19 protein-coding genes and 2 pseudogenes are annotated in these 24,303 nt (G+C 58.2%); 11 read left to right on the forward strand and 10 right to left on the reverse strand.

Annotated elements, in window-relative coordinates; translation table 11 throughout:
* Nucleotides 1–7 precede the first annotated feature (7 nt).
* Nucleotides 8–586, reverse strand: a pseudogene (locus tag J8G15_RS16800) (acetate kinase); the annotation flags it as partial.
* 64 nt (nt 587–650) lie between these two features.
* Between J8G15_RS16800 and J8G15_RS16805 the strand changes: the two are divergent.
* Nucleotides 651–1,880 carry an IS256 family transposase gene (locus tag J8G15_RS16805; protein ID WP_210542233.1) on the forward strand — a complete coding sequence of 410 codons (1,230 nt, stop codon included), beginning with the start codon at nt 651–653 and terminating at the stop codon, nt 1,878–1,880.
* Nucleotide 1,881: 1 nt separating this feature from the next.
* Here J8G15_RS16805 and J8G15_RS16810 read toward each other — a convergent pair whose 3' ends face one another.
* On the reverse strand, nt 1,882–2,601 hold the full coding sequence (locus J8G15_RS16810; protein WP_210543573.1) for a hypothetical protein: 720 nt from the start codon (nt 2,599–2,601) through the stop codon (nt 1,882–1,884).
* 263 nt (nt 2,602–2,864) lie between these two features.
* Between J8G15_RS16810 and J8G15_RS21940 the strand changes: the two genes are divergently transcribed.
* On the forward strand, nt 2,865–3,743 hold the full coding sequence (locus J8G15_RS21940) for a sigma-54 factor interaction domain-containing protein (protein WP_210543575.1): 879 nt from the start codon (nt 2,865–2,867) through the stop codon (nt 3,741–3,743).
* A gap of 6 nt (nt 3,744–3,749) precedes the next feature.
* Here the strand turns inward: J8G15_RS21940 and J8G15_RS16820 are convergent.
* A protein-coding gene (locus J8G15_RS16820; protein WP_210542005.1) for an IS3 family transposase occupies nt 3,750–4,939 on the reverse strand; the annotation gives its coding sequence in 2 pieces (ribosomal slippage) (nt 3,750–4,681 and nt 4,681–4,939; 1,191 coding nt in all).
* 64 nt (nt 4,940–5,003) lie between these two features.
* On the opposite strand from J8G15_RS16820, the gene J8G15_RS16825 reads away from it, so the two are divergent.
* The 5 genes from J8G15_RS16825 to J8G15_RS16845 all read left to right on the forward strand — a co-directional run bounded on the left by J8G15_RS16825 (nt 5,004) and on the right by J8G15_RS16845 (nt 9,513).
* Nucleotides 5,004–5,492, forward strand: a complete 489-nt coding sequence (locus J8G15_RS16825; protein WP_210543576.1) for a sigma-54-dependent Fis family transcriptional regulator — start codon at nt 5,004–5,006, stop codon at nt 5,490–5,492.
* 460 nt (nt 5,493–5,952) lie between these two features.
* Nucleotides 5,953–7,809: a hypothetical protein gene (locus J8G15_RS16830; RefSeq protein ID WP_210543578.1), complete on the forward strand. Its 1,857-nt coding sequence runs from the start codon at nt 5,953–5,955 to the stop codon at nt 7,807–7,809.
* A 67-nt stretch (nt 7,810–7,876) separates the two neighbouring features.
* Nucleotides 7,877–8,281: a hypothetical protein gene (locus J8G15_RS16835; protein ID WP_210543580.1), complete on the forward strand. Its 405-nt coding sequence runs from the start codon at nt 7,877–7,879 to the stop codon at nt 8,279–8,281.
* Nucleotides 8,282–8,284: 3 nt separating this feature from the next.
* Entirely contained in the window at nt 8,285–8,971 is a 687-nt protein-coding gene (locus tag J8G15_RS16840; RefSeq protein WP_210543591.1) for a C39 family peptidase, read from the forward strand.
* 14 nt (nt 8,972–8,985) lie between these two features.
* On the forward strand, nt 8,986–9,513 hold the full coding sequence (locus tag J8G15_RS16845) for a hypothetical protein (protein ID WP_210543593.1): 528 nt from the start codon (nt 8,986–8,988) through the stop codon (nt 9,511–9,513).
* Nucleotides 9,514–9,548: 35 nt separating this feature from the next.
* Here J8G15_RS16845 and J8G15_RS16850 read toward each other — a convergent pair whose 3' ends face one another.
* Nucleotides 9,549–9,866, reverse strand: coding sequence for a hypothetical protein (locus J8G15_RS16850; RefSeq protein ID WP_240538346.1), 318 nt, complete (start codon nt 9,864–9,866; stop codon nt 9,549–9,551).
* Between the two features lie 356 nt (nt 9,867–10,222).
* Nucleotides 10,223–13,288, reverse strand: coding sequence for an excinuclease ABC subunit UvrA (uvrA, locus tag J8G15_RS16855; protein ID WP_240538347.1), 3,066 nt, complete (start codon nt 13,286–13,288; stop codon nt 10,223–10,225).
* A 200-nt stretch (nt 13,289–13,488) separates the two neighbouring features.
* Between uvrA and J8G15_RS16860 the strand changes: the two genes are divergently transcribed.
* Nucleotides 13,489–14,682, forward strand: coding sequence for an MFS transporter (locus J8G15_RS16860; protein WP_210543595.1), 1,194 nt, complete (start codon nt 13,489–13,491; stop codon nt 14,680–14,682).
* A 26-nt stretch (nt 14,683–14,708) separates the two neighbouring features.
* Nucleotides 14,709–15,227 (forward strand): single-stranded DNA-binding protein, encoded by a 519-nt coding sequence (ssb, locus tag J8G15_RS16865; protein ID WP_210543597.1) that lies wholly within the window; start codon nt 14,709–14,711, stop codon nt 15,225–15,227.
* Between the two features lie 133 nt (nt 15,228–15,360).
* Here ssb and J8G15_RS16870 read toward each other — a convergent pair whose 3' ends face one another.
* The 5 genes and pseudogenes from J8G15_RS16870 to J8G15_RS16890 all read right to left on the reverse strand — a co-directional run bounded on the left by J8G15_RS16870 (nt 15,361) and on the right by J8G15_RS16890 (nt 19,670).
* Nucleotides 15,361–16,815: a TolC family protein gene (locus tag J8G15_RS16870; RefSeq protein ID WP_240538348.1), complete on the reverse strand. Its 1,455-nt coding sequence runs from the start codon at nt 16,813–16,815 to the stop codon at nt 15,361–15,363.
* A gap of 91 nt (nt 16,816–16,906) precedes the next feature.
* Nucleotides 16,907–18,136, reverse strand: a complete 1,230-nt coding sequence (locus tag J8G15_RS16875) for an IS256 family transposase (RefSeq protein WP_210542233.1) — start codon at nt 18,134–18,136, stop codon at nt 16,907–16,909.
* A complete protein-coding gene (locus tag J8G15_RS22165; RefSeq protein ID WP_210543601.1) occupies nt 18,096–18,401 on the reverse strand; it encodes a TolC family protein in 306 nt (101 codons plus the stop codon). Before J8G15_RS22165 ends, J8G15_RS16875 begins: the two co-directional genes overlap by 41 nt.
* Before the next feature lie 86 nt (nt 18,402–18,487).
* A pseudogene (locus J8G15_RS16885) lies at nt 18,488–19,427 on the reverse strand (IS481 family transposase).
* Between the two features lie 87 nt (nt 19,428–19,514).
* Nucleotides 19,515–19,670, reverse strand: a complete 156-nt coding sequence (locus J8G15_RS16890; protein WP_210543603.1) for a hypothetical protein — start codon at nt 19,668–19,670, stop codon at nt 19,515–19,517.
* A gap of 218 nt (nt 19,671–19,888) precedes the next feature.
* Here J8G15_RS16890 and J8G15_RS16895 point away from each other — a divergent pair, with 218 nt between their 5' ends.
* Both J8G15_RS16895 and J8G15_RS16900 read left to right on the forward strand, forming a co-directional pair.
* Nucleotides 19,889–20,980 (forward strand): efflux RND transporter periplasmic adaptor subunit, encoded by a 1,092-nt coding sequence (locus J8G15_RS16895; protein WP_210543604.1) that lies wholly within the window; start codon nt 19,889–19,891, stop codon nt 20,978–20,980.
* 7 nt (nt 20,981–20,987) lie between these two features.
* Nucleotides 20,988–24,272, forward strand: a complete 3,285-nt coding sequence (locus tag J8G15_RS16900) for an efflux RND transporter permease subunit (protein ID WP_210543606.1) — start codon at nt 20,988–20,990, stop codon at nt 24,270–24,272.
* The last annotated feature ends 31 nt before the right edge of the window (nt 24,273–24,303 follow it).

Below are 24,303 nucleotides of genomic sequence, written 5' to 3' on the forward strand. Positions count from 1 at the left end.
CCGGATGTCAAAAAGTCATGGGCAGGCGCACGCTGACCGTGACGTCCGGCGTGTCAGCCGTGAGTCCTGCGCCAACAGAAACACTCAGTGAGTACTTGCTGTTGAAGCGATAAGAGTACCCCAGCAACAAGGTCGCGAGTTGAGTTCGAACTGATCCGGTCGCCACCTGACCATTGGCGCGAAGTCGTGCCACCGAGCTGTGGTCATAGCCCAGGCTCAATGACGACTTCTCATTCAACGCCAGACCGATGCCGAAATTGAAGCCGAGCACACCACCGGGCGCGATCGTTCCCAAGAACTCTTCTTCGCCGTTCAAGACCTTGCGACTGACATTGTCGCGGGCGAAGTTGTGGGTGTAGGTCACGCTGCCAAAGAACACGGCGGGATCCGACGGATAGAGGACAGTGAGCCCCGCTTGCAGTGAGTAAAAGCCCGACCCGGTCGGCAAATCCAAGGGCAAACCGGTGCCCGTTGTGTTGCCCACACAGCGTGTTTGGCAGTCGGTCACGACGTCAAACGGGTCTTTGCCGGTCCGCGTTTTAAAGCGCATGGAGGCGATGTAAAACGGCGTGTCGACGCCGCCGGAGGGTGTAAGAAGTTTTGTGTAAACGGTTATTTGGCAGGAAACTGCTGTCTTGCATGGAGCCGAGATGACCGTAGAGATGAAACCCTTACCCGCCGAGCTGATTGACGCCCTGTTGGCCGACTACAAAAAGCCCGAAGACCTGATTGGCCAGAATGGCCTCTTGACGCAGCTCACCAAAGCCTTGGTCGAGCGAGCTTTGCAAGCCGAATTGACCGGCCACCTGGGTCACGGCAAGAACCAGTTGGTTGCCAATGAAGCGGGCAACACCCGCAACGGGTGCAGCAAGAAAACGCTCAAAGGCGATTTTGGCCAGCTACCCATAGAAATCCCCCGTGACCGCGCCGGCACCTTCGAGCCCCAACTGATTGGCAAACACCAGACCCGCTGGAGCGGCTTTGACGACAAGATACTGTCGCTGTATGCCCGAGGCATGACGGTACGCGAGATTCAAGGCCATCTGCAGGAGATGTACGGCGCCGAAGTGTCTCCTACCCTGATTTCATCCGTGACCGACGCCGTCATGGACGAGGTCAAAGCCTGGCAGTCGCGCCCCTTGGAGGCGCTGTACCCCATCGTCTACATGGACTGCATTCACGTCAAGGTGCGCGACAACGGTACTGTGCGGGTCAAGGCCCTGTACTTGGCCATTGGCGTCAACCTGGACGGCCTCAAAGAGGTACTGGGCCTGTGGATGGCCCAAACCGAAGGGGCCAAGTTCTGGCTGCAGGTGGTGACTGAACTGAAGAATCGGGGCGTGGCTGACATCTTTATCGCCTGCGTAGATGGGCTCAAAGGTTTCCCTGACGCCATTGAGGCAGTCTTCCCCAAGGCGACGGTGCAGCTTTGCATTGTTCACATGGTGCGTCACAGCCTGAACTTCGTGGGGTGGAAACAGCGCAAGGAAGTCGCCGCGGATTTGCGGCTGATTTACGCTGCGCCCACTGAATCCGAAGCTGAGCGACAACTCACGGCATTCGAGGTCAAATGGGACGATTCCTTCGCTCCGATTGGGCGCTCCTGGCGGCGCAACTGGACACACTTGATACCGTTCTTTGAATACCCGCCAGACATCCGAAAAGTGATTTACACGACCAACGCCATTGAGTCCGTGAACATGAGCCTGCGCAAAATAACCAAGACCCGCGGCTCGTTCCCATCTGAGGACGCAGTGTTCAAGCTGTTCTATCTGGCACTGAACAACATCAGCCAGAAATGGACGATGCCGATTCGGGATTGGAAGGCTGCTCTGAACCGCTTTACCATTCAGTTTGACGAGCGCATGCCGCGCGTCTAACTTAACCGCCGTTTACACAAAATTCGGGACACCCTCCGCCGCCGTCATTCAATTGATAGCGTGCGCCGAATTCCAAATCTCCCATGGCCATCCCGCTGGAGGAAAAGACGCGGTCAGTCGCCGTCCCCACAATGATTTCGCGACTGACCGTGGAGTCAGACCGGTACACATAGGGCGCGCGGATCTCCAACTCAAGGCGCCGCGTGACGCCAAACCGCGCTGACAGAGCGCCCGTGAGCGTGTTGCGTTTCACCTCCCTCACATCAATCAGTCCAATCAGGAGCGCCGGGATAATGGTGTAACCCACCAGTGCGACCCGGTTGCTCGATGAGTAGCCGTATTGCACTGAGGGCTCAAGTACGTAATGGCCGGGTAGAGTCAGCACACCGGGTTGCTCGAAGATGGGTGCGACCTCGGGCGGGCGACCCTGTGCTTCAGGTGCTTTGCCAACCGGTTCGACTTGATTGGTTGTCGCCTGAGCCACTTGCGACCCACCCGGCGCAGTTCCTGTGCCTCGTTGTGTGGCCAAACGGTCCCAGCTAAGAGTGCCACGCAGGTTGTCGATCAGCGCTCGCTGCTCCTCCACCTGACGCTCCAGGGCTTCCACCCTGGCAGAGATGTCGTCTCCCGGTCGGGTGACGGTTTGCGCCTGTGCCGCACCACTCAGCAGCAACAGGGCGTAACTCACAGCGCTCATTGGAAGAGTGTTCTGGTGTGCCATGGTCTGTTCTCCGTCTTCTTGGTGACCGATGCTCCCCATCCGACCGCTGCCATTTTGGGCTTGTCGATTGGTATGCTTGCTCCTCTCCAGTGTTGGAGAGGAGCGGGGTTGTCAACTTGAGAAAAATCAAGACAGAACGACACCAGCGCGATCAGGCAGCGGCAAGTGCTATGACAAAAATCAAGTCAAAAAATTTCCGGCCGCGTAAGCTGGTTCCATAAGGCCCGCTACCTGTTGAAGAGGTCATCACTAGGGATTGACACATGGCATTGAGACGCTTGTTGATCATCGCGCTGGGAAAAGCTTTGGAATGTGAAGTGCCTGGTGAGTTGAGTTCTTCGTGGGATTTGCGACTAGCGGACCAATTGGGTGGCGCACAAAAGCTGTTGAACACACAGCCGACCCCGGTTGCGCTGTTGTTGTTGGGGGAGATGGATGACACCGAGGTGAACACCCTGGACCAATGGTTGCAAACGCAGCCCTCGACTCAGTGGGTCGCCGTCTTGCCGGTGGACGCCATCAAGCGCTTGCTTTGCCGCGATTTAATCGTTCAGCACTTTTTTGATTTCCATACCTGGCCGATTGATACTGAGCGACTCAACCACACATTGGGCCATGCGTTTGGTTATGCCGAGTTGAGAAGTCGGTCTCATCGCCCTGCGGCGCAGCGGCAAGACATGGCACTTGTGGGTCAAAGTGCGGCGATTCAGCAACTTCGTCATCAAATTCGAAAGGTGGCTCAGGTTGGCGCCCCGGTATTGATTGCAGGTGAGAGCGGCAGCGGAAAGGAGTTGACGGCGCGCGCAGTGCACAACCACTCGTCCCGCGCGAAGGGGCCATTCGTTGCGGTGAATTGCGGCGCCATCCCGGCCAGCTTGATCCAGTCAGAATTGTTTGGCTATGAGAGAGGCGCTTTCACCGGCGCGGCGAGGGAAAAGCGCGGACTGATTGAGTCAGCCGGTGGGGGCACGTTGTTTTTGGACGAAATTGGCGATTTGCCAATCGAGTTGCAGGCCAACCTGTTGCGCTTCTTGCAAGAGGGCCACATCAACAGAGTGGGTTCGTCCCAATGCATTGCGGTCGATGTCAGGGTCATCGCCTCCTCTCATATTGACCTTGCCCCTGGAATCCGTATCCCATAACCGAGATCATGAGTTGGCTTGCTTGGGCTGATTAGCAAGCCAGTTTTGCTCGAACCGCACCGGGCTGACGTAGGCCAGTGTCGAATGCAGTCGAGTCCGGTTATACCAAAGCATCCAAGCAATCGTTTCATCCTTTGCCTCCCGCTGAGTCTTGAACTTCTGTCCGTATAACCGTTCCACCTTCAATGATCCAAACAGCGTCTCGCTGCAGGCGTTGTCCCAACAGTTGCCGCGCCGGCTCATTGAACTGGTGATGTCGTACTCCTTGAGCACTTCCCGGAAGTCCTTGCTGGCGTACTGACTGCCGCGGTCGCTATGGAACATCAGGCCAGCCTGCTTGCCCGGATGCCGCTTGAACCATGCCATGCGCAGCGCATCAATGACGATGTCCCGCGTCATTTCCTCTCGTAACGACCAGCCCACTACTTGGCGGCTGAACAGGTCAATCACCACGGCCAGAAACAACCAGCCTTCGTCCGTGGCGATGTACGTGATGTCACCCACCCAGACCTTGTCGGGTGCTGCCACATCGAACTCCCGGTTGAGCAGGTTGGGTGAGATCGCTAGATCGTGATTGCTATCGGTGGTGACCTTGAAGCGCCGCTTTCCCTTGGCACGGATGCCGTGCAACTGCATGAGCTTTTGCACGCGCTCTTTGCCCACACGGATGCCACGGGCAAGCAGCTCCTTCCAGGTGCGTGGCCAGCCGTAGCCGCCTCGCGTCTCGGCATGGATGGCCTTGATGTGCACCAGCAAGGCGTCATCGCTCAGGTGGCGGAGCTGGGCCGGACTGGCCAGTCGCACAAAGTGTTCGTGGTACCCGGCGATGCTCACCCCCAGTACGCGGCACTGTACCGAGATCGGCCATGTGCTGCGGTGGCGCTGGATGAAGGCGTACTTCAAATCGATCCCTTTGCGAAGTACGCCGTCGCTTTTCCCAGAATGTCACGCTCCATCTTCACACGCGCCAACTCGGCCCGCAACCGGCTGATCTCCATCTGCTCGGCGCTGACCAATACCTTGCTGTCAGCTCCCTTGAGCTGGCCCTGGCGCTGCGCCTTGACCCAATTGAACAACGTCTGGTCGACCACTCCCAGCGTGCGTGCCGCGGCTGCAATGCTCTGGCCACCTTCGACCAGTCGAACTGCTTCTTGCTTGAATTCGAGCGTGTAGCGCGCTCTTGCTGTCTTCGTCATTTCCGTTCTCCTTGCGTGAATTTAAACACTCAGCAAGAGATACGTTTTTCGAGGGCAAGGTCATATGGCCCTCGAACAAGCCACTAAATTGGGGGATTTTTGGGAGGATTTGTTGTACCGGCTCAACGTATTGCCGCTTCTGGCCCCACCCCTGAGAGAGAGAAAAGACGATCTTGAGTTGCTGGCCAATCATTTCTTTGAGGTTTTTTTTGAAGACAAGAACCCTCGACTAACGGGATTCAGCCACCGGGCGTTGGGCGCGATACGGGCTTATGACTGGCCTGGAAACGTCCGCGAACTTATCAACCGGATTCGCCGTGCCATGGTGATGTCGGAGGGGCGATTGATTACGCCAAGTGACCTGGGGTTACCGGATCGCGCGGTGGCCCATACGGGTGAGGCGCTGGAAGACGCACGTATTCGGGCTGAGCGCGATGCGATCTCGGGTTCCCTGCAGTGCAGCGGCAACAACATCAGCCGAGCAGCTCGCGATTTGGGGGTCTCCCGCATGACGCTTTATCGTTTGATGGAAAAGCACGGCGTCACTACTTGATCCCTTTCCTTGATTCTCCTCGTCAACGTTCAATTGCATCCGTGTTCGAGGGTCGTTCTTGCCCCCTAAGTTGTCATCATTGATGCGCCATTTCTCAAAGCATGTCACTAATTTGTGACGGCGCCGTGTTCAGCCTGCATCTCCTGCCCAGTCGTTGAACGACATTGATTCCAAAGCATAAATTTCTTCATCATTGCGATATCTCAAATGTGCCATCAAGGCGTTTTTGGGCAGGTGTCACACCGATGTGACACGGCGAGATCGGTATTTGATTTTTCCGGGCTGACGAGGAGGCAAGGCCGGATTTTTCGCAAGTCAAATCAGATTTATATCAATCAAATCAACGGTTTGAAGCAGATCAGTCAGAGCTTGCACACAAGTTGCCATGTGTTAGCCGGATTGGCGTTTTGCGTGCGCCGAGCCGCGTAAATCTGTTCTAACTTATTTTGAAGGAATGATCATGAAGAAAACTCACTTGGCCTCGGCAATCGCAATTGCCTTCGGTTTGGCTGGACAAGTTATGGCAAATCCAACCACCACCAACAACGCCGAATTGGCCGACAGCAATACCCAAACGGCCACCGCCAATTCAGATCAGTCGGCTAACACTGGCGCTGCCGCCAATGAATACGCGACGGCGAATCAAAACTCATCCAACGATAGCAGCACGCGCACCAGAACCGACAACTCTGTCACGACCAAAACCAAAGACAGCAACAATACCAAGACTGAGACAGAGACCTACACCAACAGCAACAACAAAGGCGACGCCAAGGCCAAGGACTACGGTACGGCCGCCAACAATGGCGGTGTGGCGACGAGCAATTTTGACAATGCGTTCAACACCAGTCGGGTCGTCGGAAAAGTTCATTTGAGCGGAGCTGTTAGCGGCAACACCATTTACGGCATCGGCAATGTGGCGACCAACAATGGCGGTTCCGCCAATGGGTCCGGCGGCGGCAATGGCGGCAAAGGTGTGGGCGGCAATGCCTCCGGCGGCAACAGCGGCAATGGTGGCAGTGGTGGCAGTGGCGGCGCTGGTGGCAGTGCCAATGCCAGCAATGGCAGCGCAACGGCTGGTGACGCTAGCAACGGCAGCGCCCGCAACGGCAGTGCCACTGCGGGCAATGGTGGTGATGGCGGCAACGCCAAAGGAGCCAAAGGTGCCAACGGCGGAGAGGCAACCGCAACCGGTGGTGACGGCAAGAACATGACCAGCCAAAAAGCTTCCGGCTCTGAATCCACCAGCAATGGCCAGGGCGGCAACGCGATGGCCAAAGACATGACGAAGTCGGGCTCTGCAGAAGCGTCTGCCATGGCTCACGGCGGCTCATCAAAAGCCAGTGATTCAGTGGACGGCGGCTCCGCCAAGGCAATGGATACAGCCACCGGCGGCTCTGCAAAGGCCATGGACATGGCCAAAGGTGGCTCGTCCTCTGACATGCAAAAAGCGGGTTCTGGCGGCGCCGATGCCAATAGCAAAACCAACGCTGGTGGCGCAACATCGACAAACACCGCAACCGCTGGTGGAGAGCCACCCAATGGCAATGCCAACAATGGCGGAAGCACGACGGCAGGTGGAACAGCCACCGGTGCGGCTGGGGGCACGTCGACCACGGGCGCAAACACCCAAACTGCCACCAACACCGGCGGTGCTGGTAGTGGTTCAGCCTCCTCGACAGCAGTTGCGGGCACAGGAACAGCCTCCGCAACCGGCGGTGCTGGCAGTGGATCGGCCACGGCCAGTGGTGGGGCAGGAATGACAGGTGCTTTGACGACCTCTAGTGGCGTTGCCACCGGTACAGCCAGCTCGACGGCCGGCGCTGGTACAGGCGGCGCGGCTACATCCAGTGGTGGCGCTTCGACCAGTACCGCGACTGCCAATGGCGCTGCAGGGACAGCAACCGGCGGTGCGGGCGGCACAGCGAGCAACGCTGGCGGTGCGGGCGGCGCGGGTGGTGAGGCCACCAACGGTTCTGCGACCAATGGCGGCGCTTCGACCACGGCCTCCAACGGCAGTGCCACGGGCGGTACTGCCCAAGGTGCTAGCGGCGCGGTTGGCGCACAGAGTGGTCAGGGCGGCCAAGGCGGCATCGGTGAAGGCGGCCAAGGCGGCGTCGGCAATGGGGCTGTAGGCGGGGCAGGCGGTAACGGCGGCACGGTGATGGTGGACGCCGGCATGTTCAATATGTCCAACACCATGAACAACGCGGGCAATGCCGCCGCCGGCATCATGACCACGGCCCAAAACAGTGGGTTGAGTTCCTTGATACAGCAAGGTATCAATGTGCAAGCCAACCTCAACGTGGGCAAGTAGAAGGCTGAGTTGGGCTGCCACGCCAGGAGTCCCCCGGCGCGGCAGCCCGTTGAGTCAGGAGAACAACATGAAATTCAATGTGATAGGTCGTGGTTCCGTGATAGTGGCGATGGTTTGCCTGTCAACATGGGCTTGGCCCAATGAAGTGGCCACAGACGATGCTACGTCAGTCATCGAGCCGATTGTTGACACGTCAGTGGTGGCCCTCCAAGCGGATGAAACCTCTCCCTGGGGCGTGGCCGTCAGTGTGACGACGTTGGCGGGGGCCCGAGGTGGATTTGATGTGGTGAAAAACGACATGCAATTGAGTGGCACGGTGGCCAATAATTCAGCGCTCAACGTGCTGTCTGGCAGCAACCTGATCACTAATGGGTCATTTGCCAACTCCAGTGGTTTCTCCACTGTGGTTCAGAACTCAGGGTCGAACGTGTTGATTCAGAGCGCTACCATCATCAACCTTCAATACGAGTAGATGATGAACACGGTGTTGAGTTTCACGTTGGCCGCTTCTCTCGCTTTGGGCAGCGGGGTGCACGCGCAGGCGATGGAGCTGATCGGTACGGGCAGTGGTCCCTTCTTTGTCAAAGTGACGAGTTTGAAAGAGGCGTGCTTCAAGTCCACCACCCGACAGCAGTTCGATTTCAGTTGCGGTTCGGCAGCGATTGCGACCTTGCTCACCTACCACTACAACTATCCGATGACCGAGCAAGCCGTGTTCAATGAGATGTTTGCGCGCGGTGATCAGGTCAAGATACGCAAGGAAGGATTTTCCTTGCTGGATATGAAAATTTTCCTTGAGGCTCACCAATTCAAAGCAGACGGATTTGAGCTGCCGCTGGTGAAGCTGTTGGAGTCGGGCTTGCCCGCGATTGTGTTGATTGCCGAGAAGGGGTACCACCATTTCGTGGTCATCAAGGGCATGCGTGACGGACGAATTCTCGTCGGCGACCCCTCCAGTGGCACGCGCGCGGTTTCTCAAGCGCACTTTGCTTCGATATGGGTCAATCAGTTGCTGTTTGTGATTCACAACCAGAAAAAACAGGCGAAATTTAATCAGCACGTGGATTGGCAAGCGGCTCCTCGGGCACCGCTGTCTGCCGGACTGGGTGTGGACGGCATGAGTGGTTTGGCATTCAGCAAACTTGGCCCTGGAGATTTTTGAGCAGGTGAATGCATATGGCGAATATCAAGCTGATTCAATTGGGCCTGGCCATGCTGTTGGGCGCTGGGGGTATTGGCCTCGGTGCGGCAGAACCGGGTGAATTCGATTGGACGGGTACACCAACCGGGTGGGTTCCGGTGGACCTCTTGGTGCTGGCAAACTCGCGTGGAGGGTTTGAAGTCAGTGCTGGCTTGACTGTGTCATTCGGCTTCCTGCGAAGTGTCTCAATCAACGGGGAGTTGGTCAGCAGCGCCCAGTTCAACCTGCCGGATGTGAGCCGGATCTCTGCGGAACAGGCCAGGGCGGTCACCACCGCCATGTCTGAGGGGCGATTGGTTCAAGTGGGCGCTGGAAACAGCGTGGACGCTGTGTCGCTTGCCAATCTTTCAGGAGCAACAGTCATCCAAAACAGCTTGAACGATCAGCTTATTCAGACCACGACGATCATCAATACGGGTGTCAACAGCCAATCACTGTTCAAGGCCGTCAATGTGCAATCGGTCTTGAATGACGCTTTGCTGGGCGCATTGACCCGGCGCTAACTAGCAACTTATCGTCACCCGCTTCTGCTTTCGCCTCAGTCGTCCAAGCGCGGCCTGGACTGTCCTTCCGCCAGCTCACCTGTGTCCGGGTCGATCCAGGAGGCTTGACCCAATTCGTCTTCCGCCTCCTCAAGTGATTCACCTGGGGTTGGTGTTCCTTCGTTGACCTCATCCCGATCGGCTATGGCCTCGGCACGGGTTGCGAATGGACCAAACTCTTGCCGTCCATCCGGTGCGAGCCAGTGAAAACCATCTGGGCGATGGACGATTTCCCCTTTGGGACCGTCGGCGAGCTCGTCTTCCTCTTTGGTGGACGGAGGGAACTTCGCGCGGGGCGTTGGAACCTTGGACATCATCAAACTCCTGGGTTTCGCCCTCCAGCCGAACGCGGCAAGGTCAGCGACATAAAGGTTAATGATCGACCCAAAAATTGAAAAAATCAACCCTAGCCGAATCCAGGCTCAGTAACACGGTTGATTCTTTGGGCTGGTGACCTTGATTCTGATCGGTTTTTGGGGAGGCCGACTAGTTAAAGTGAAGCTGCGGTTGTGGTCTTCTCGGCGAGTTGCCGATAGTAGTTCGCCGATGCATTCGCCTGTGGAATATGCCCAACCCGGCTACCTGCACAGCCGGTCGCCGGCCTCGTCACAGTTGGACGTGCTTTTCCGTAAGCACCAGCCGGCTGAGGCCTCGGGCACCTGGCCGAATGCTACAACGACAGCAGTCGTTTCAAATAACGCCCGGTGTGGCTGGCAGGGTTCGCGGCCAACTCTTCTGGCGTGCCCACACCCACCACTTGGCCGCCCCCACTACCGCCTTCGGGGCCCATGTCGATCAACCAGTCTGCCGTTTTGATGACGTCCAGGTTGTGCTCGATCACCACAATCGTGTTGCCGGCGTCTCTCAGCTGGTGCAAGACTTTCAGCAGCAGATCAATGTCGGCAAAGTGCAGGCCGGTGGTGGGTTCATCCAGGATGTACAGCGTGCGCCCGGTGTCGCGTTTGGACAGTTCTAGCGCCAGTTTGACGCGTTGAGCTTCGCCGCCGGACAGCGTTGTGGCTGACTGCCCCAAGCGGATGTAGCTCAAGCCCACATCCAGCAGGGTGTGCAGCTTGCGGGCGATGGTGGGCACGGCCTTGAAAAATTCGTGTGCAGCTTCCACGGTGAGTTCCAGAATTTGCGCAATGTTCTTGCCCTTGTAGAGCACCTCCAGCGTCTCCCGGTTGTAGCGCATGCCGGTGCACACGTCGCAAGGCACGTAAACATCGGGCAGAAAGTGCATCTCCACCTTCACCATGCCGTCTCCCTGGCAGGCCTCGCAGCGTCCGCCGGCCACGTTAAAGCTGAAGCGACCTGGCCCATAACCGCGCTCGCGGGCGGTGGGCACCTCGGACATCAGTTCGCGAATCGGGGTGAACAGGCCGGTATAGGTGGCAGGGTTGGAGCGCGGGGTTCGGCCGATGGGGGACTGGTCAACGTTGATGACTTTGTCAAAGTATTCGATGCCTTCAATGGCTTCGTGCTCCGCCGGCTCGTCGTGCGCGCGGTAAAGCGTGCGTGCCACGGCGGCATATAAGGTGTCGTTCACCAGAGTCGATTTGCCGGAGCCGGAAACTCCGGTGACGCAGGTGAACAGGCCCACCGGAAACTCGACATGCACGTCTTGCAGGTTGTGGCCGCTGGCGCCAATCACGCGCAGGGCTTGCAATTCGCCCTGCGTGGCGAGGTGATTGGCCTCTCGTGCCGCGCGGCGCTGAGCGGCGGGGCTGGGGGCGAAACGGGAGGATTTGAATTTGTCGGCATGGGCGGTTTGCGTCACCGGCAACCAGGGCGTGCGTCGGCTGGGAACCGCAATCTCCAAGGTGCGGGCGAGGTACTGTCCGGTGAGCGAGTTGGGGTTGGCTTGCACTTCGGCAAATGTGCCTTGGGCCATGACACGTCCCCCGTGTACGCCGGCGCCGGGGCCCATGTCGATCACATGGTCAGCGGCGCGAATCATGTCTTCGTCGTGCTCCACCACCAGCACGCTGTTGCCAATGTCGCGCAGGTGCTTCAGTGTGTCGATCAGGCGGTCGTTGTCGCGTTGATGCAGGCCAATGCTGGGCTCGTCCAGCACATACATCACGCCGGTCAGGCCAGAGCCAATTTGTGAGGCCAGCCGAATACGTTGAGACTCGCCGCCGCTGAGCGTCTCGGCACTGCGGTCCAGGCTCAAGTAGTTCAGGCCCACGTCATTCAGAAACTTCAGGCGCAAGCCGATCTCTCGCACCACCTTGGCGGCAATTTCGCCTTTGGCACCGCTCATTTGCAGGGTATTGAAATAGTCAAAACTCTCGGCCAGTGTGATGTGGCTCAGCTCAAAAATGGCGCGGGCTTGCGCGCCTTCTCCCACCTTGACGTGCCGGGCCTCACGGCGCAAACGCGAGCCGCCGCACTCGGTGCAGGCCTGCGTGCTGCGATAGCGTGACAAATCTTCTCGCACCAGGCTGGAGTCGGTTTCCTTGTAGCGCCGTTGCATGTTCGGGATGATGCCTTCAAAGGGGTGTTTTTTGCTCACCTTTTTGCCTTCAGACAGGCCGGAGTCCATCACGTAGCTGAACTTGATCTCCTCCTCGCCCGAGCCTTGTAGCACCGCTTGCTGCACCACAGCGGGGAGCGATTCAAACGCCTGCTCGATGTCAAACTGGTAATGCTTGGCCAAACTTTCCAGCAGGGCAAAGTAATAGCCATTGCGCCGGTCCCATCCTTTGATCGCACCACTGGCCAAACTCAGCGACGGAAAGGCGACCACGCGAGTCGGGTCAAAAAAGTCCTGGTGCCCCAAGCCGTCACAGCTGGGGCAAGCGCCCACCGGTGAGTTGAACGAAAACAGGCGAGGCTCCAACTCGCTGATTGAGTAGCTGCAAACCGGGCAAGAGAACTTGGCGTTAAATAAGTGCTCTTTTGGGCTGTGACCCTTGTCTGATATGCGGGAGTCGCTATCAATTTCGATAGTCATCTCGCTGGCAATGGCGCGGCCATTGGCGACCCGAAGCGCGGCCTCGAAGCTTTCAGCGAGGCGTTGTCGGAGTTGGTCTTTGCTCAGGGGGTCCGTATCTGCCCGAACTTTGACGCGGTCGATCACCACGTCAATGTCATGCTTTTCGGTCTTTTTGAGCGCTGGCAAGTCTTCGTACTCAAAAATATGGCCGTTGACCCGAAAGCGCACGTAACCTTGGGCTTGCATGCTGGCGAACACGTCCAGAAACTCGCCTTTTTTCTCCCGAGCCAGGGGCGCCAGAATCATCAGACGCGTGTCTTCAGGCAGGGCCAGTACCGTGTCAACCATCTGACTGACGGTTTGCGCCTGAAGCGCCTGGCCATGGTCCGGGCAAAAAGGTGTTCCTGCGCGGGCAAACAACAGACGCAGGTAGTCATGAATCTCTGTCACTGTGCCAACCGTTGAGCGGGGGTTGTGCGAGGTGGCTTTTTGCTCAATGGAGATGGCAGGGCTCAGGCCCTCAATCAAGTCCACGTCCGGCTTGTCCATCAGCTGCAAAAACTGGCGGGCGTACGTGGAAAGACTCTCCACATACCGCCGCTGCCCTTCAGCGTACAAGGTGTCAAACGCCAGACTGGACTTGCCCGATCCACTCAAGCCGGTGATGACCACCAGCTGATTGCGTGGAATATCCAGATCAATGTTCTTGAGGTTGTGAGTGCGTGCACCCCGAATGCTGATGGATTGCTGCTGCAAGGCGCGGGCGAGGTAGGTGCCGTCAGTGGGGGTGTTCAAAGTGATTGCCGCTCGGGTAAACCTGCCATGATAGTGAAAGACGGGCTACTTGGCTCGCATGGGACTGATCCGTGGCGACGAGATGGGGGACAATTCAGCTTTGAGTTAGCCGCCCCTGTTAAGTTGTGAGTTGGGAGACCTCTTTCGTGCCTACCGTTGAACCCTTGTCAAAGGGTGGAAATACAGTTGCTGCAAGCGCAATGACAGCGCTTGAGCGCAGGTCCAGCTTTTCCCTGGCCACTATCTTTGCCCTGCGCATGCTGGGATTATTTTTAATCCTGCCCGTTTTTGCCATTGAGGCGGCGAGGTACCCCGGTGGCGGTGACCCTGCCTTGATTGGCCTCGCCATGGGTATTTATGGCCTGACTCAGGCGGTTCTGCAGTTTCCCTTCGGAATGGCCTCGGATCGTCTGGGGCGCAAGCGGGTGATTGTGTTCGGCCTCTTGGTGTTTGCGACTGGCAGTTTTGTCGCCGCCTGGGCGCCCAGCCTGACCTGGCTGGCCATTGGCCGGGCCTTGCAAGGGGCGGGTGCCGTGTCCGCTGCAGTAACGGCCCTGCTTGCCGATCAAACGCGTGACGAAGTCCGGACTAAGTCCATGGCCTTGGTGGGCGCCAGCATTGGGCTGATGTTTGCCCTGTCGCTGGTAGTCGCCCCATTGTTGGTTGCTCACGTTGGCTTAGGAGGTTTGTTCGCATTGACAGGGGGCTTGGCCATCGCGGGCGTGGCGGTGATGATCTGGTGGGTGCCATCCGAGCCGGCGATTCATAAAAACCAGCCTCGCGGTCAGTTGCTGGAGGTTCTGCGTCTGCCCGCCCTGTTGCGACTAAATTTTGGTGTTTTTATCTTGCACGCGGTGCAACTCGCCATGTGGATGGCCGTGCCTGCGATGCTGGTGGAAGCTGGTTTGCCCCGAGAGCATCATTGGTGGGTCTACCTGCCTGCCGTTTTGGCCTCATTTTTGGTGATGGGCATGACCTTGTTTCCGCTGGAGAAACGGGGCTACCTCCGCGCGGTCTTTTTGACCGCAATTGGACTGACGACAGCCGTACAGTTTGGTTTGCTATTGGCATCAAGGGGAGCCCCGAGCGTTGGCGTCCTTGGTATCTTGTTGTTTGTCTTCTTCTGCGGGTTCAACGTGTTGGAGGCTAGTCAGCCCAGCATTGCGTCACGGGTGGCACCTGCCCATGCCCGAGGCGCTGCGATGGGGGTCTACAACACGCTGCAATCACTAGGCTTATTTGTAGGGGGCGTGGCCGGTGGCTGGCTGATCAAACACATGGGCCCCCAGGGCCTGTTTACTGTATGCGCCGTGGCCATGGGACTTTGGTTGCTATTGGCCTGGCCTATGCGGGCGCCAGGTCGCGCGTCGACTCTTGTGGCAAACGCAGGATAATCAATCAAATTCAGGAGAATCAAATCATGGCATCAGTCAACAAAGTCATTCTGGTCGGGAACTTGGGTCGCGACCCCGAAATCAGGTATCTGCCCAGTGGAGATCCCGTCGCGAATATCACCATCGCCACCAGCAGCAAGTACAAAGGCAAAGACGGCAACATGGTCGAAGAGACCGAGTGGCACCGCGTCACCTTTTTTGGAAAACTGGCTGAAATCGTAGGTCAATACCTCAAAAAGGGTCGTCCGGTTTACGTCGAGGGACGTTTAAAGACCCGAAAGTACACCGACAAAGACGGCATTGAGAAATACGCGACCGACATCGTGGCCAATGAAATGCAAATGTTGGGTGGTCGTGAAGGCATGGGTGAGCCGTCAGGTAGTGATGAGGACTATGGCGGAGGCAATGCAGGCGGTGGCGGTGGCTATTCTCGGCCAGCGCAAGCCTCGCGACCGGTTGCTGCCGCACCCGCGGTGCGGCAAGTGCCGGCGCAAGCCCGTCCTGCTAGTGGTTTTGACGACATGGATGATGACATTCCTTTTTAAAACGCACCTTTGATTGAATCAGTAAAAAACCCCGGTAAGGCTTGGCCTTACCGGGGTTTTTCTTGTTTGAAAGAGTCATTGGACTGCCGCAATCATGCATCCGTCCAAGTTGCTTGACGCCAATCTCGTTTGATTAGAAGGTTCTTCCCTGCGTCACGGTTTCACGCGTGATTCGCCATGCTCCGTTGACAAATTCAAATGACAGTGTTTTTTGAACGCTATCGTTGTAGTCCACCGATCCGTAGTCTTGCGTAAACGTGACTTCCGCCGTGTTGTTGTCACAGCGCGTGGGACGGATGTCTTTGAGTTTGGCAGTCAAGTCGCCTTGCTTATCGAGACGTTTCTTGCGGAATGCTTCCCATGCGGGGCGGCTCATGCCTAAGGCCGGTACAAATGAATCACTGTAGGCGCGCAAATATGCCGATGAGTCCTTGCGGTTCCATGCGTCAACCCAGTCGTCCACAGTGGCTGTGAGTTTTTGGCAGTTGTCTGGGGCACGTTGAACTGGGGCGGGCGCAATGGCAACCGCTGGCGCCGGATCCATCTTCGGAGGTGCCGGCTTGTCGAGTGTCACGATGGTTGGCAGCTCCGTGCTGCAACGCATCAGGCCGTCGTCTTCTGCATGGCCCTCGCTCTCTGTCGGTGCGCTGTCGGCAAGAATGCGCAGTTCCAGGGCACCCAGCAAAGTTACGGACGTACTCAGCACCCGAAATTTTGCAAGCCGCAAATCATGTTCCGCATTGGTTAATGCCCTGCGCGCTTGATAAAGCTCGTTTTCAGTGTCAAGCAAGTCAAGGAGTGAGCGTTGGCCAATGTCGAACTGCTGGCGATAGGCTTCACGGGCTTTCGCCGTGGACAGCTCGTGTTGCGCGAGGAAAATCAATTGTTGTGTCAGGCGCCCCACATCGTTGTAGGCTATTTGTGCCGTTTGGCGCACATCGCGGCAAGCTTTGTCACGCAAGTCATAGGCCGCATTCAGTTTTGCGACATATTGATTCACCCGCTCACTGTCCGCGCCTCCGTTGTAGAGGTTGTAATTCAGGACCAACTGAATGGCACTGTCCCGATAACTGCCAGTGACGCCGCTTCGGTTGTTTTCAATACTTTGGCTGGCCCGCAGTTCGAGCTTGGGTGAGAGAGCCGAGCGACGCAAGTCTGCATCCGCCCGGTAAGAACGAATCGTCGACACTGCGCCCAAAAACGTTGGGTTATGAGAAATGGCGTCGGTTAACAGGCTGGTGCGAGTGGGCAGGAATTTATCAACGACGGGCGATGGGGGCAGATATTCTGCAGGCATTTCCCCTGTCAATCGCTGGTAGCGTGCCGTGACGTCATGTAAGTTGCTGGCCTCCGTCAACCAGTTTGACTCCGCCAACGCCAAGCGGCCGGATGCCTGTTCCAGATCGACTCGACGTCCGACACCCGCTTTGACGCGGCTTTCTATTTTTTGATGGACATCTGCGTGGGTGGCATAGTTGTCCTTGGCCAGTGCCAGAGACTCCCGGTAGCGCTGAACGTCCAGGTACGCCCGAGCTGTATCTTCAGCGATGGCATCGGACGAGGCGAGCAGCTCGTAATAGACCGCCATGCGGTTGTGGCCCAGACGACGAACATCATTGTTGGTTGCGTTCCCGTCAAAAAGGGAGGGTGTCCCGAATTTTGTGTAAACGGCGGTTAAGTTAGACGCGCGGCATGCGCTCGTCAAACTGAATGGTAAAGCGGTTCAGAGCAGCCTTCCAATCCCGAATCGGCATCGTCCATTTCTGGCTGATGTTGTTCAGTGCCAGATAGAACAGCTTGAACACTGCGTCCTCAGATGGGAACGAGCCGCGGGTCTTGGTTATTTTGCGCAGGCTCATGTTCACGGACTCAATGGCGTTGGTCGTGTAAATCACTTTTCGGATGTCTGGCGGGTATTCAAAGAACGGTATCAAGTGTGTCCAGTTGCGCCGCCAGGAGCGCCCAATCGGAGCGAAGGAATCGTCCCATTTGACCTCGAATGCCGTGAGTTGTCGCTCAGCTTCGGATTCAGTGGGCGCAGCGTAAATCAGCCGCAAATCCGCGGCGACTTCCTTGCGCTGTTTCCACCCCACGAAGTTCAGGCTGTGACGCACCATGTGAACAATGCAAAGCTGCACCGTCGCCTTGGGGAAGACTGCCTCAATGGCGTCAGGGAAACCTTTGAGCCCATCTACGCAGGCGATAAAGATGTCAGCCACGCCCCGATTCTTCAGTTCAGTCACCACCTGCAGCCAGAACTTGGCCCCTTCGGTTTGGGCCATCCACAGGCCCAGTACCTCTTTGAGGCCGTCCAGGTTGACGCCAATGGCCAAGTACAGGGCCTTGACCCGCACAGTACCGTTGTCGCGCACCTTGACGTGAATGCAGTCCATGTAGACGATGGGGTACAGCGCCTCCAAGGGGCGCGACTGCCAGGCTTTGACCTCGTCCATGACGGCGTCGGTCACGGATGAAATCAGGGTAGGAGACACTTCGGCGCCGTACATCTCCTGCAGATGGCCTTGAATCTCGCGTACCGTCATGCCTCGGGCATACAGCGACAGTATCTTGTCGTCAAAGCCGCTCCAGCGGGTCTGGTGTTTGCCAATCAGTTGGGGCTCGAAGGTGCCGGCGCGGTCACGGGGGATTTCTATGGGTAGCTGGCCAAAATCGCCTTTGAGCGTTTTCTTGCTGCACCCGTTGCGGGTGTTGCCCGCTTCATTGGCAACCAACTGGTTCTTGCCGTGACCCAGGTGGCCGGTCAATTCGGCTTGCAAAGCTCGCTCGACCAAGGCTTTGGTGAGCTGCGTCAAGAGGCCATTCTGGCCAATCAGGTCTTCGGGCTTTTTGTAGTCGGCCAACAGGGCGTCAATCAGCTCGGCGGGTAAGGGTTTCATCTCTACGGTCATCTCGGCTCCATGCAAGACAGCAGTTTCCTGCCAAATAACCGTTTACACAAAACTTCTTACACCCTCCAAAAAGGGTTTGGCGCAATTGAATGGTGGCAGATGATCCACTGTAAGACGACGCCGCAGTGCTTGGGGTCAAGTAACTCTTTGGTCCCACTGCGGCCTCAAGGTCAACGCGAGGGCGCCAGCCGCCTTTGGCTGCCTCCTGCTCGCTGCGACTTGCTTCGAGATTTTGGAACTTGAGTTTAATCTCTGGATTCTGCAAAACCGCTCGCTCAACGGCTTCCTTTAGCGTCGCCGGTGTTTGCGCGCAGACGCTCCCGATCGTGAATCCGATTAAGGAAATTGCAATTAGGTGTCAAGTCCCGCCTGTTCATAAACTCGCTTGACAAACAAATCAGGTTTTCCTGCGCGCCATTTCTGCAAAGCTTGAATAGGTGTTTGGTGCTTCAAAGCCCGCTGCGGGATATGGTGGTTGTAGGTCTTTAAATAGAGCGTCAGAGTCGCCTCCAGCTCAGCCGCTGATGCGCCCATTGAAGCGCTCCACCATGCCATTGGTTTGCGGATGGCGTGGGGGCGACAGGCGATGCACGATACCCATCTCGGCACAGCTGATGTCGAACGTATGCTTGCCCGTGGCTTGTTTGCTCTTGGCTGTAGAACGGTCGGTAAATTGACTTCCGTTGTCAGTCAGAATCTTTTGAATTTTCATCGGCGCGACTTTTCTCAGTCGACGCAAAAAATCGGTACTGCTGACGTCAGTCTGGTCGTTGTAAATGTGGAAATAGACCCACCGTGTCGCTCGATCAATGGCCACAAAGAGGTAGCGCCTCTTCGTCTCATCAGGCATCTGCGGCAGGTACTTGATGTCAATGTGTATGAATCCAGGCTCGTAGTCCTTGAAGGTTTTCAGTGGCGCAGGCTCCCCCTCAACTTGTGGCAGCAGGCCTTTCAGATCGGAGACGCCATGGCGGCGCAAACAACGGTCCAAGCCTGAGCGTGAAACAGCGGCATTGATGAACTCGCGGGTGATCGCCAGCAGGTCGTCCAGGGGCAGTAGAACTGTGCGCCGAAGCTCGACAACAAGTTGCTCCTGCGCTGGACTGAGCGTCGTCTTCAACGTACGCGGGCGGTGGGAGCGATCCTCTGAATCCTCGCGCTCTTTCCACTTGCGAGCGGTGGCGGGCGTGATGTTGTATCGGTCGGCCAGCGCACTGGCACCAGCGGGCGAGGTCCTTATCTCAGCGCGTGTGCGAGGGGTGGTTCGGGCGCAGGGATGGGCTTGACTCATGACGTCTTCTCTCCTTGTAAGGACGCAATCACGCCCCGCATCAACTGGCGAGCTTTGAATAAGGGCCAGCTGCGGACGGGAACATGATCACACGGGACGCGACACCAGTGCCGGTTCAACCGATCGTGCGTGCAGAAACACTCGCACCTCTGCGTCCTGCTCATCCAGAAACTCGCTGTTGGCTGAGGATTGTCGGCTCAGGGATTGAATCGTCCCGTCGGCATTTCGAGTGGCGTGAAACATGGGTTTGATCCGAATGTGAATGAGCAGAAACCGGGGCGTCAGTACAAATATCGACCCATTGCTCCGGATCTGTAGCAATGGGCGCTTGATAGTAGCAGCGCAATTTTTCAGTGCGCTAGTTCGGCTGCCCAAAAAATCACACTGTGATCATGGATCATGGATCTTGTACTGGTGGGGGTATGTTTATATACTAGGTTCAGTATTAAAAAGGACTGGCTATGCGTTCACTCCATCACTTCCCACCCTGGCGGCCGGCGCGAGGTTTGCCTGCTGCCTTGCTTTGTCTGGGAGCCTTGGTTGCATCCGTTGCCGCCGCGCAAGGCGGTGTTCAGGTGCCTACCGTCGCGGCGCAAGTGCAGTCTGTCGGTTCCGGCTTTGAGTTAGACGGTGTCATTGAGCCCGTTAAACAAAGCATCATTTCCGCCCAGGCGGGCGGGCGAATCGGTTCAATGCTTGTAAAAGCGGGCGACAAGGTGAAGGCGGGGCAATTGCTGGCCACCATTGACGATCGGGAGGCGCTCACCGGCGTCGAACGGAGTCAAGCCCAGGTCGCCCAAGCCCAAGCGGAATTGCGCAATGCTCAGTCTCAGTTTGACCGTACTCGCGATTTGCAAAGCAAAGGCTTTGTCAGCGCCGCGGCGCTGGATACAGCTGACTCACAATTAAAGAGTGCCAAGGCTGGGCGCGACCAGGCCGGTGCGGGCGCCAAACAGTCTGCTTTGGCGCAAGGTTTCACTCGCGTGAGCGCGCCGTTCGACGGTTGGGTGCTGCAGGCGCAGGCTGAGGCGGGCGACTTGGCGGTGCCAGGCAAGCCCCTGTTGACGATTTATGCCCCCGAGCCACTTCGCGTGGTGGTGCAGGTGCCGGTATCGCGGTCGGCGGCTGCGCGATCTGCTGGGGTGATCGAGGTGGCCGTGCCCGGCGCCAGCGGGGGACTCCAGTGGGTTCGTCCTGCATCGCTCAGCAGTATGCCGACGGCCGACCCGGTCTCCCAAACCATTGAGTGGCGTTTGGAGTTGTCGCCAGAGGCGGGTCGCGCTCTGTTGCCGGGCCAGCAGGTTCGGGTCCGCTTTGCTTCGGGCCAGCAAGAGCGCATGGTGCTGCCGCAGGCCGCTATTCTGCGGCGCGGCGAACTCACTGCTGTCTATGTCGTCTCAGGCACCCAATTCGTCCTCAAGGCGATTCGACTGGGCGCTGACCAAGGGCAGGCAGGCGTGGCAGTTTTGGCCGGTTTAACCGCAGGCGACCGCGTGGCGCTGGACCCGGTGAAAGCCGGCCTGGCAGGCGCGCAACCCGCTGCGGCGCAGTGAGGTGGCTATGAAAGAAACCACGTCTTTGGGGGTGTCAGGGCGCATCGCCGCGGCATTTCAGTCCAATGCGCTGACGCCGCTCTTGGCCATTGTGGCCTTGCTGCTGGGTTTGTTCGCCGTGATGGTGACGCCGCGTGAGGAAGAACCTCAAATTAACGTCACCATGGCCAACGTGCTGATTCCCTTCCCTGGAGCCAGCAGTGTCGATGTACAAAACATGGTGGCCCGCCCGGCCGAGCAGGTCTTGAGCCAGATTGCGGGCATCGAACACACCTACTCGGTGGCCCGCCCCGGCATGGCCGTGCTGACTGTGCAATTCAAGGTTGGTGTGCCACGGACCGAAGCCTTGGTGCGCCTGTACGACGTGCTCAATGCCAATCAGGATTGGCTGCCGCGTGAGCTGGGCACCCTGACCCCCATTGTCAAACCCATGGGTATTGACGACGTGCCGGTGCTGGGGGTCACGCTCTGGAGTCGTGACGCCGCGTCTGGCGCGGAATTAGAGCGCGTGGCGCACGCCGTCGAGAGCGAGCTCAAAGCCGTGGCCGGCACCCGCGAGGTGCAAACCATCGGCGGCCCCGGACGGGCGGTGTATGTGTGGCTCGACCCGGTTCGTCTGCGCGAACGAGGTGTGGATGTGCTGGCGCTACGACAGGCTTTGGCGGCGTCCAATGCCGCCATGCCCTCGGGCTCGGTGCTGGACGCCAGTGGCGCCTCGCCCCAAATGCTCAGCGTGGTGACGGGTGAATTTCTGCGCTCCGAACAGGATGTCGGGGACTTGGTCGTCGGCGTCAGCCAGGGCTTGCCGGTGTACCTGCGTGAAGTCGCCCGCATCGAAACGGGCGCTCAACTGCCCCAGCGCTACGTGTGGTTCACGCCGGGCGTGGGCACCGTGAGCAATGAAGCCGCAGCGTCGGCACCCGCCGGCAGTGTGTACCCGGCGGTGACGATCACCGTGACCAAGAAGCCCGGCGAAAACGCAGTCGATGTGTCACGGGCAGTGCGAGACCGCATCGCCACGCTCAGCAACACCGTGATTCCCTCGTCCATAGAGACCACCATCACCCGCGACTACGGCGAAACCGCCGCGGAAAAAGCCAACAAGCTGATTCAAAAGCTGGCATTCGCCACAGGCTCGGTGATTCTTTTGGTGGGCTTTGCCCTTGGGCGACGGGAGGCTGTGATTGTGGGCGCCGCCGTTATCTTGACCCTCACCGCGACCTTGTTCGCATCTTGGTCCTGGGGTTTTACCCTGAATCGGGTGTCGCTGTTTGCGCTCATTTTCTCGATCGGCATCCTGGTGGATGACGCCATTGTGGTGGTGGAGAACATCCACCGCCATCAGCAACTCACGCCGCAGGCCACCCTCAAAGAGATCATTCCCCGCGCGGTGGATGAGGTGGGTGGGCCCACCATCCTGGCCACCTTGACGGTCATCGCCGCCTTGTTGCCCATGGCTTTTGTGTCCGGGCTGATGGGCCCGTACATGAGCCCGATCCCGATCAACTCCAGCCTCGGCATGGCCTTGTCGCTGGCGATTGCCTTTACTGTCACCCCCTGGTTGGCGCTGAAACTGATGAAGCCGCACGGCCACGCCGGTGAAGATCATGCCGCACCCAAGGGATTGGGCCCCAAGCTGCAAGCCCTGTTCACCCGCGTGCTGACGCCGTTTCTGGACAGTGCGCGCAAACGCTGGTTGCTGCTGCTCGGCATTCTCGTGGCGCTCATGCTCTCCGTCGGGCTGACCCTTGTGCAGTGGGTCGTCATGAAGATGTTGCCCTTTGACAACAAGAGCGAATTTCAGGTGGTGGTTGAAATGCCCGCTGGCACGCCGCTTGAAAACACGGCCGCCACTCTGCATGAACTCGGTGCCTTTTTGGCCCAACAGCCCGAGGTGCTGAACCTGCAGGCCTACGCCGGCACAGCCTCACCCATCACCTTCAATGGCCTGGTGCGCCAGTACTACCTGCGGGCGGACCCTGATCAGGGCGACCTGCAGGTGAACCTCGTGGACAAGGCGCACCGCTCGGAGAAAAGCCACGTCATCGCCCAGCGCCTGCGGCCTGAGCTAGAGAAAATTGGCGAGCGCCACCAAGCCCGCATCAAGGTGGTCGAAGTGCCACCCGGCCCGCCCGTCATGTCGCCCTTGGTGGCCGAGGTCTATGGCCCGGATGAAGCCGGCCGTCAGGTCCTGGCCGGTCGCATTGCCAATGCGTTTTCACAAACCCCCGATATCGTGGGTGTGGACACCTCGGTCAAAGAAAACGCTCCCCGCGCCTACCTGCGGGTGCGCCGTCAACGCGCTGAGTCGCTGGGCATTCCCGTCTCTGCGGTAGCCCAGACGGCGGCCATGGCCCTGTCTGGCACCGACGCCACTTACTTGCACGACGGACAGTCCAAATACCCGGTGCCGGTTCGCCTGCAACTGCCACTGTCCTCTCAGTTCGGGCTAGATGCCTTGCTGGCACTGCCCATGCGCGCGGCCAATGGCCAGATGGTGCCTTTGTCCGAACTCGTGCAGGTTGAGCGCGGCGTCATTGACAAACCACTCTTCACCAAAGACCTGCAGGGCGTGAGTTATGTGTTTGGCGACATGGCCGGCAAGCTGGACTCGCCCCTGTACGGCCTGTTTGCCATTCGCGACAAGATGGCAGACGCTGCCTTACCCGGCACCGGGGAAATGGGCGAGTACTGGATTCGTCAACCGACCGATCACTACCGCCAGTACGCCACCAAGTGGGACGGCGAGTGGCAAATCACGTTCGAGACCTTCCGCGACATGGGCGCCGCCTACGGTGTGGGCCTGATCCTGATCTACCTGCTGGTGGTGGCGCAGTTTCGCAGCTACCTCACGCCGCTGGTCATCATGGCGCCCATTCCGTTGACCATCATTGGCGTCATGCCCGGCCATGCCTTGACAGGTGCGCAGTTCACGGCCACGTCCATGATCGGCATGATTGCACTGGCCGGCATCATCGTGCGCAACTCCATTTTGTTGGTCGACTTTATTGAGTTGCAGGTTCGCCAGGGCATGGCCTTCAAAGACGCCGTGGTGCAGTCAGCGGCCGTTCGGGCTCAGCCCATTGCGTTGACCGGGCTGGCCGCCATGATTGGCGCCTTCTTTATTCTGGATGACCCCATCTTCAACGGCCTGGCCGTGACGCTCATTTTTGGCATTCTGGTCTCCACCCTGCTCACGCTGGTGGTCATTCCAGTGCTGTATTACGCCTTGTTCCACAAGCGCGTGGCATCGCGCGCAGACGCGAACTCGATCCCTGTTGATCCCACCTGACCACTTGAAGCAAACCAACCTTGAAGGAGAC

The organism is Rhodoferax sp. PAMC 29310, from assembly GCF_017948265.1.
Lineage (GTDB): Bacteria > Pseudomonadota > Gammaproteobacteria > Burkholderiales > Burkholderiaceae_C > Rhodoferax.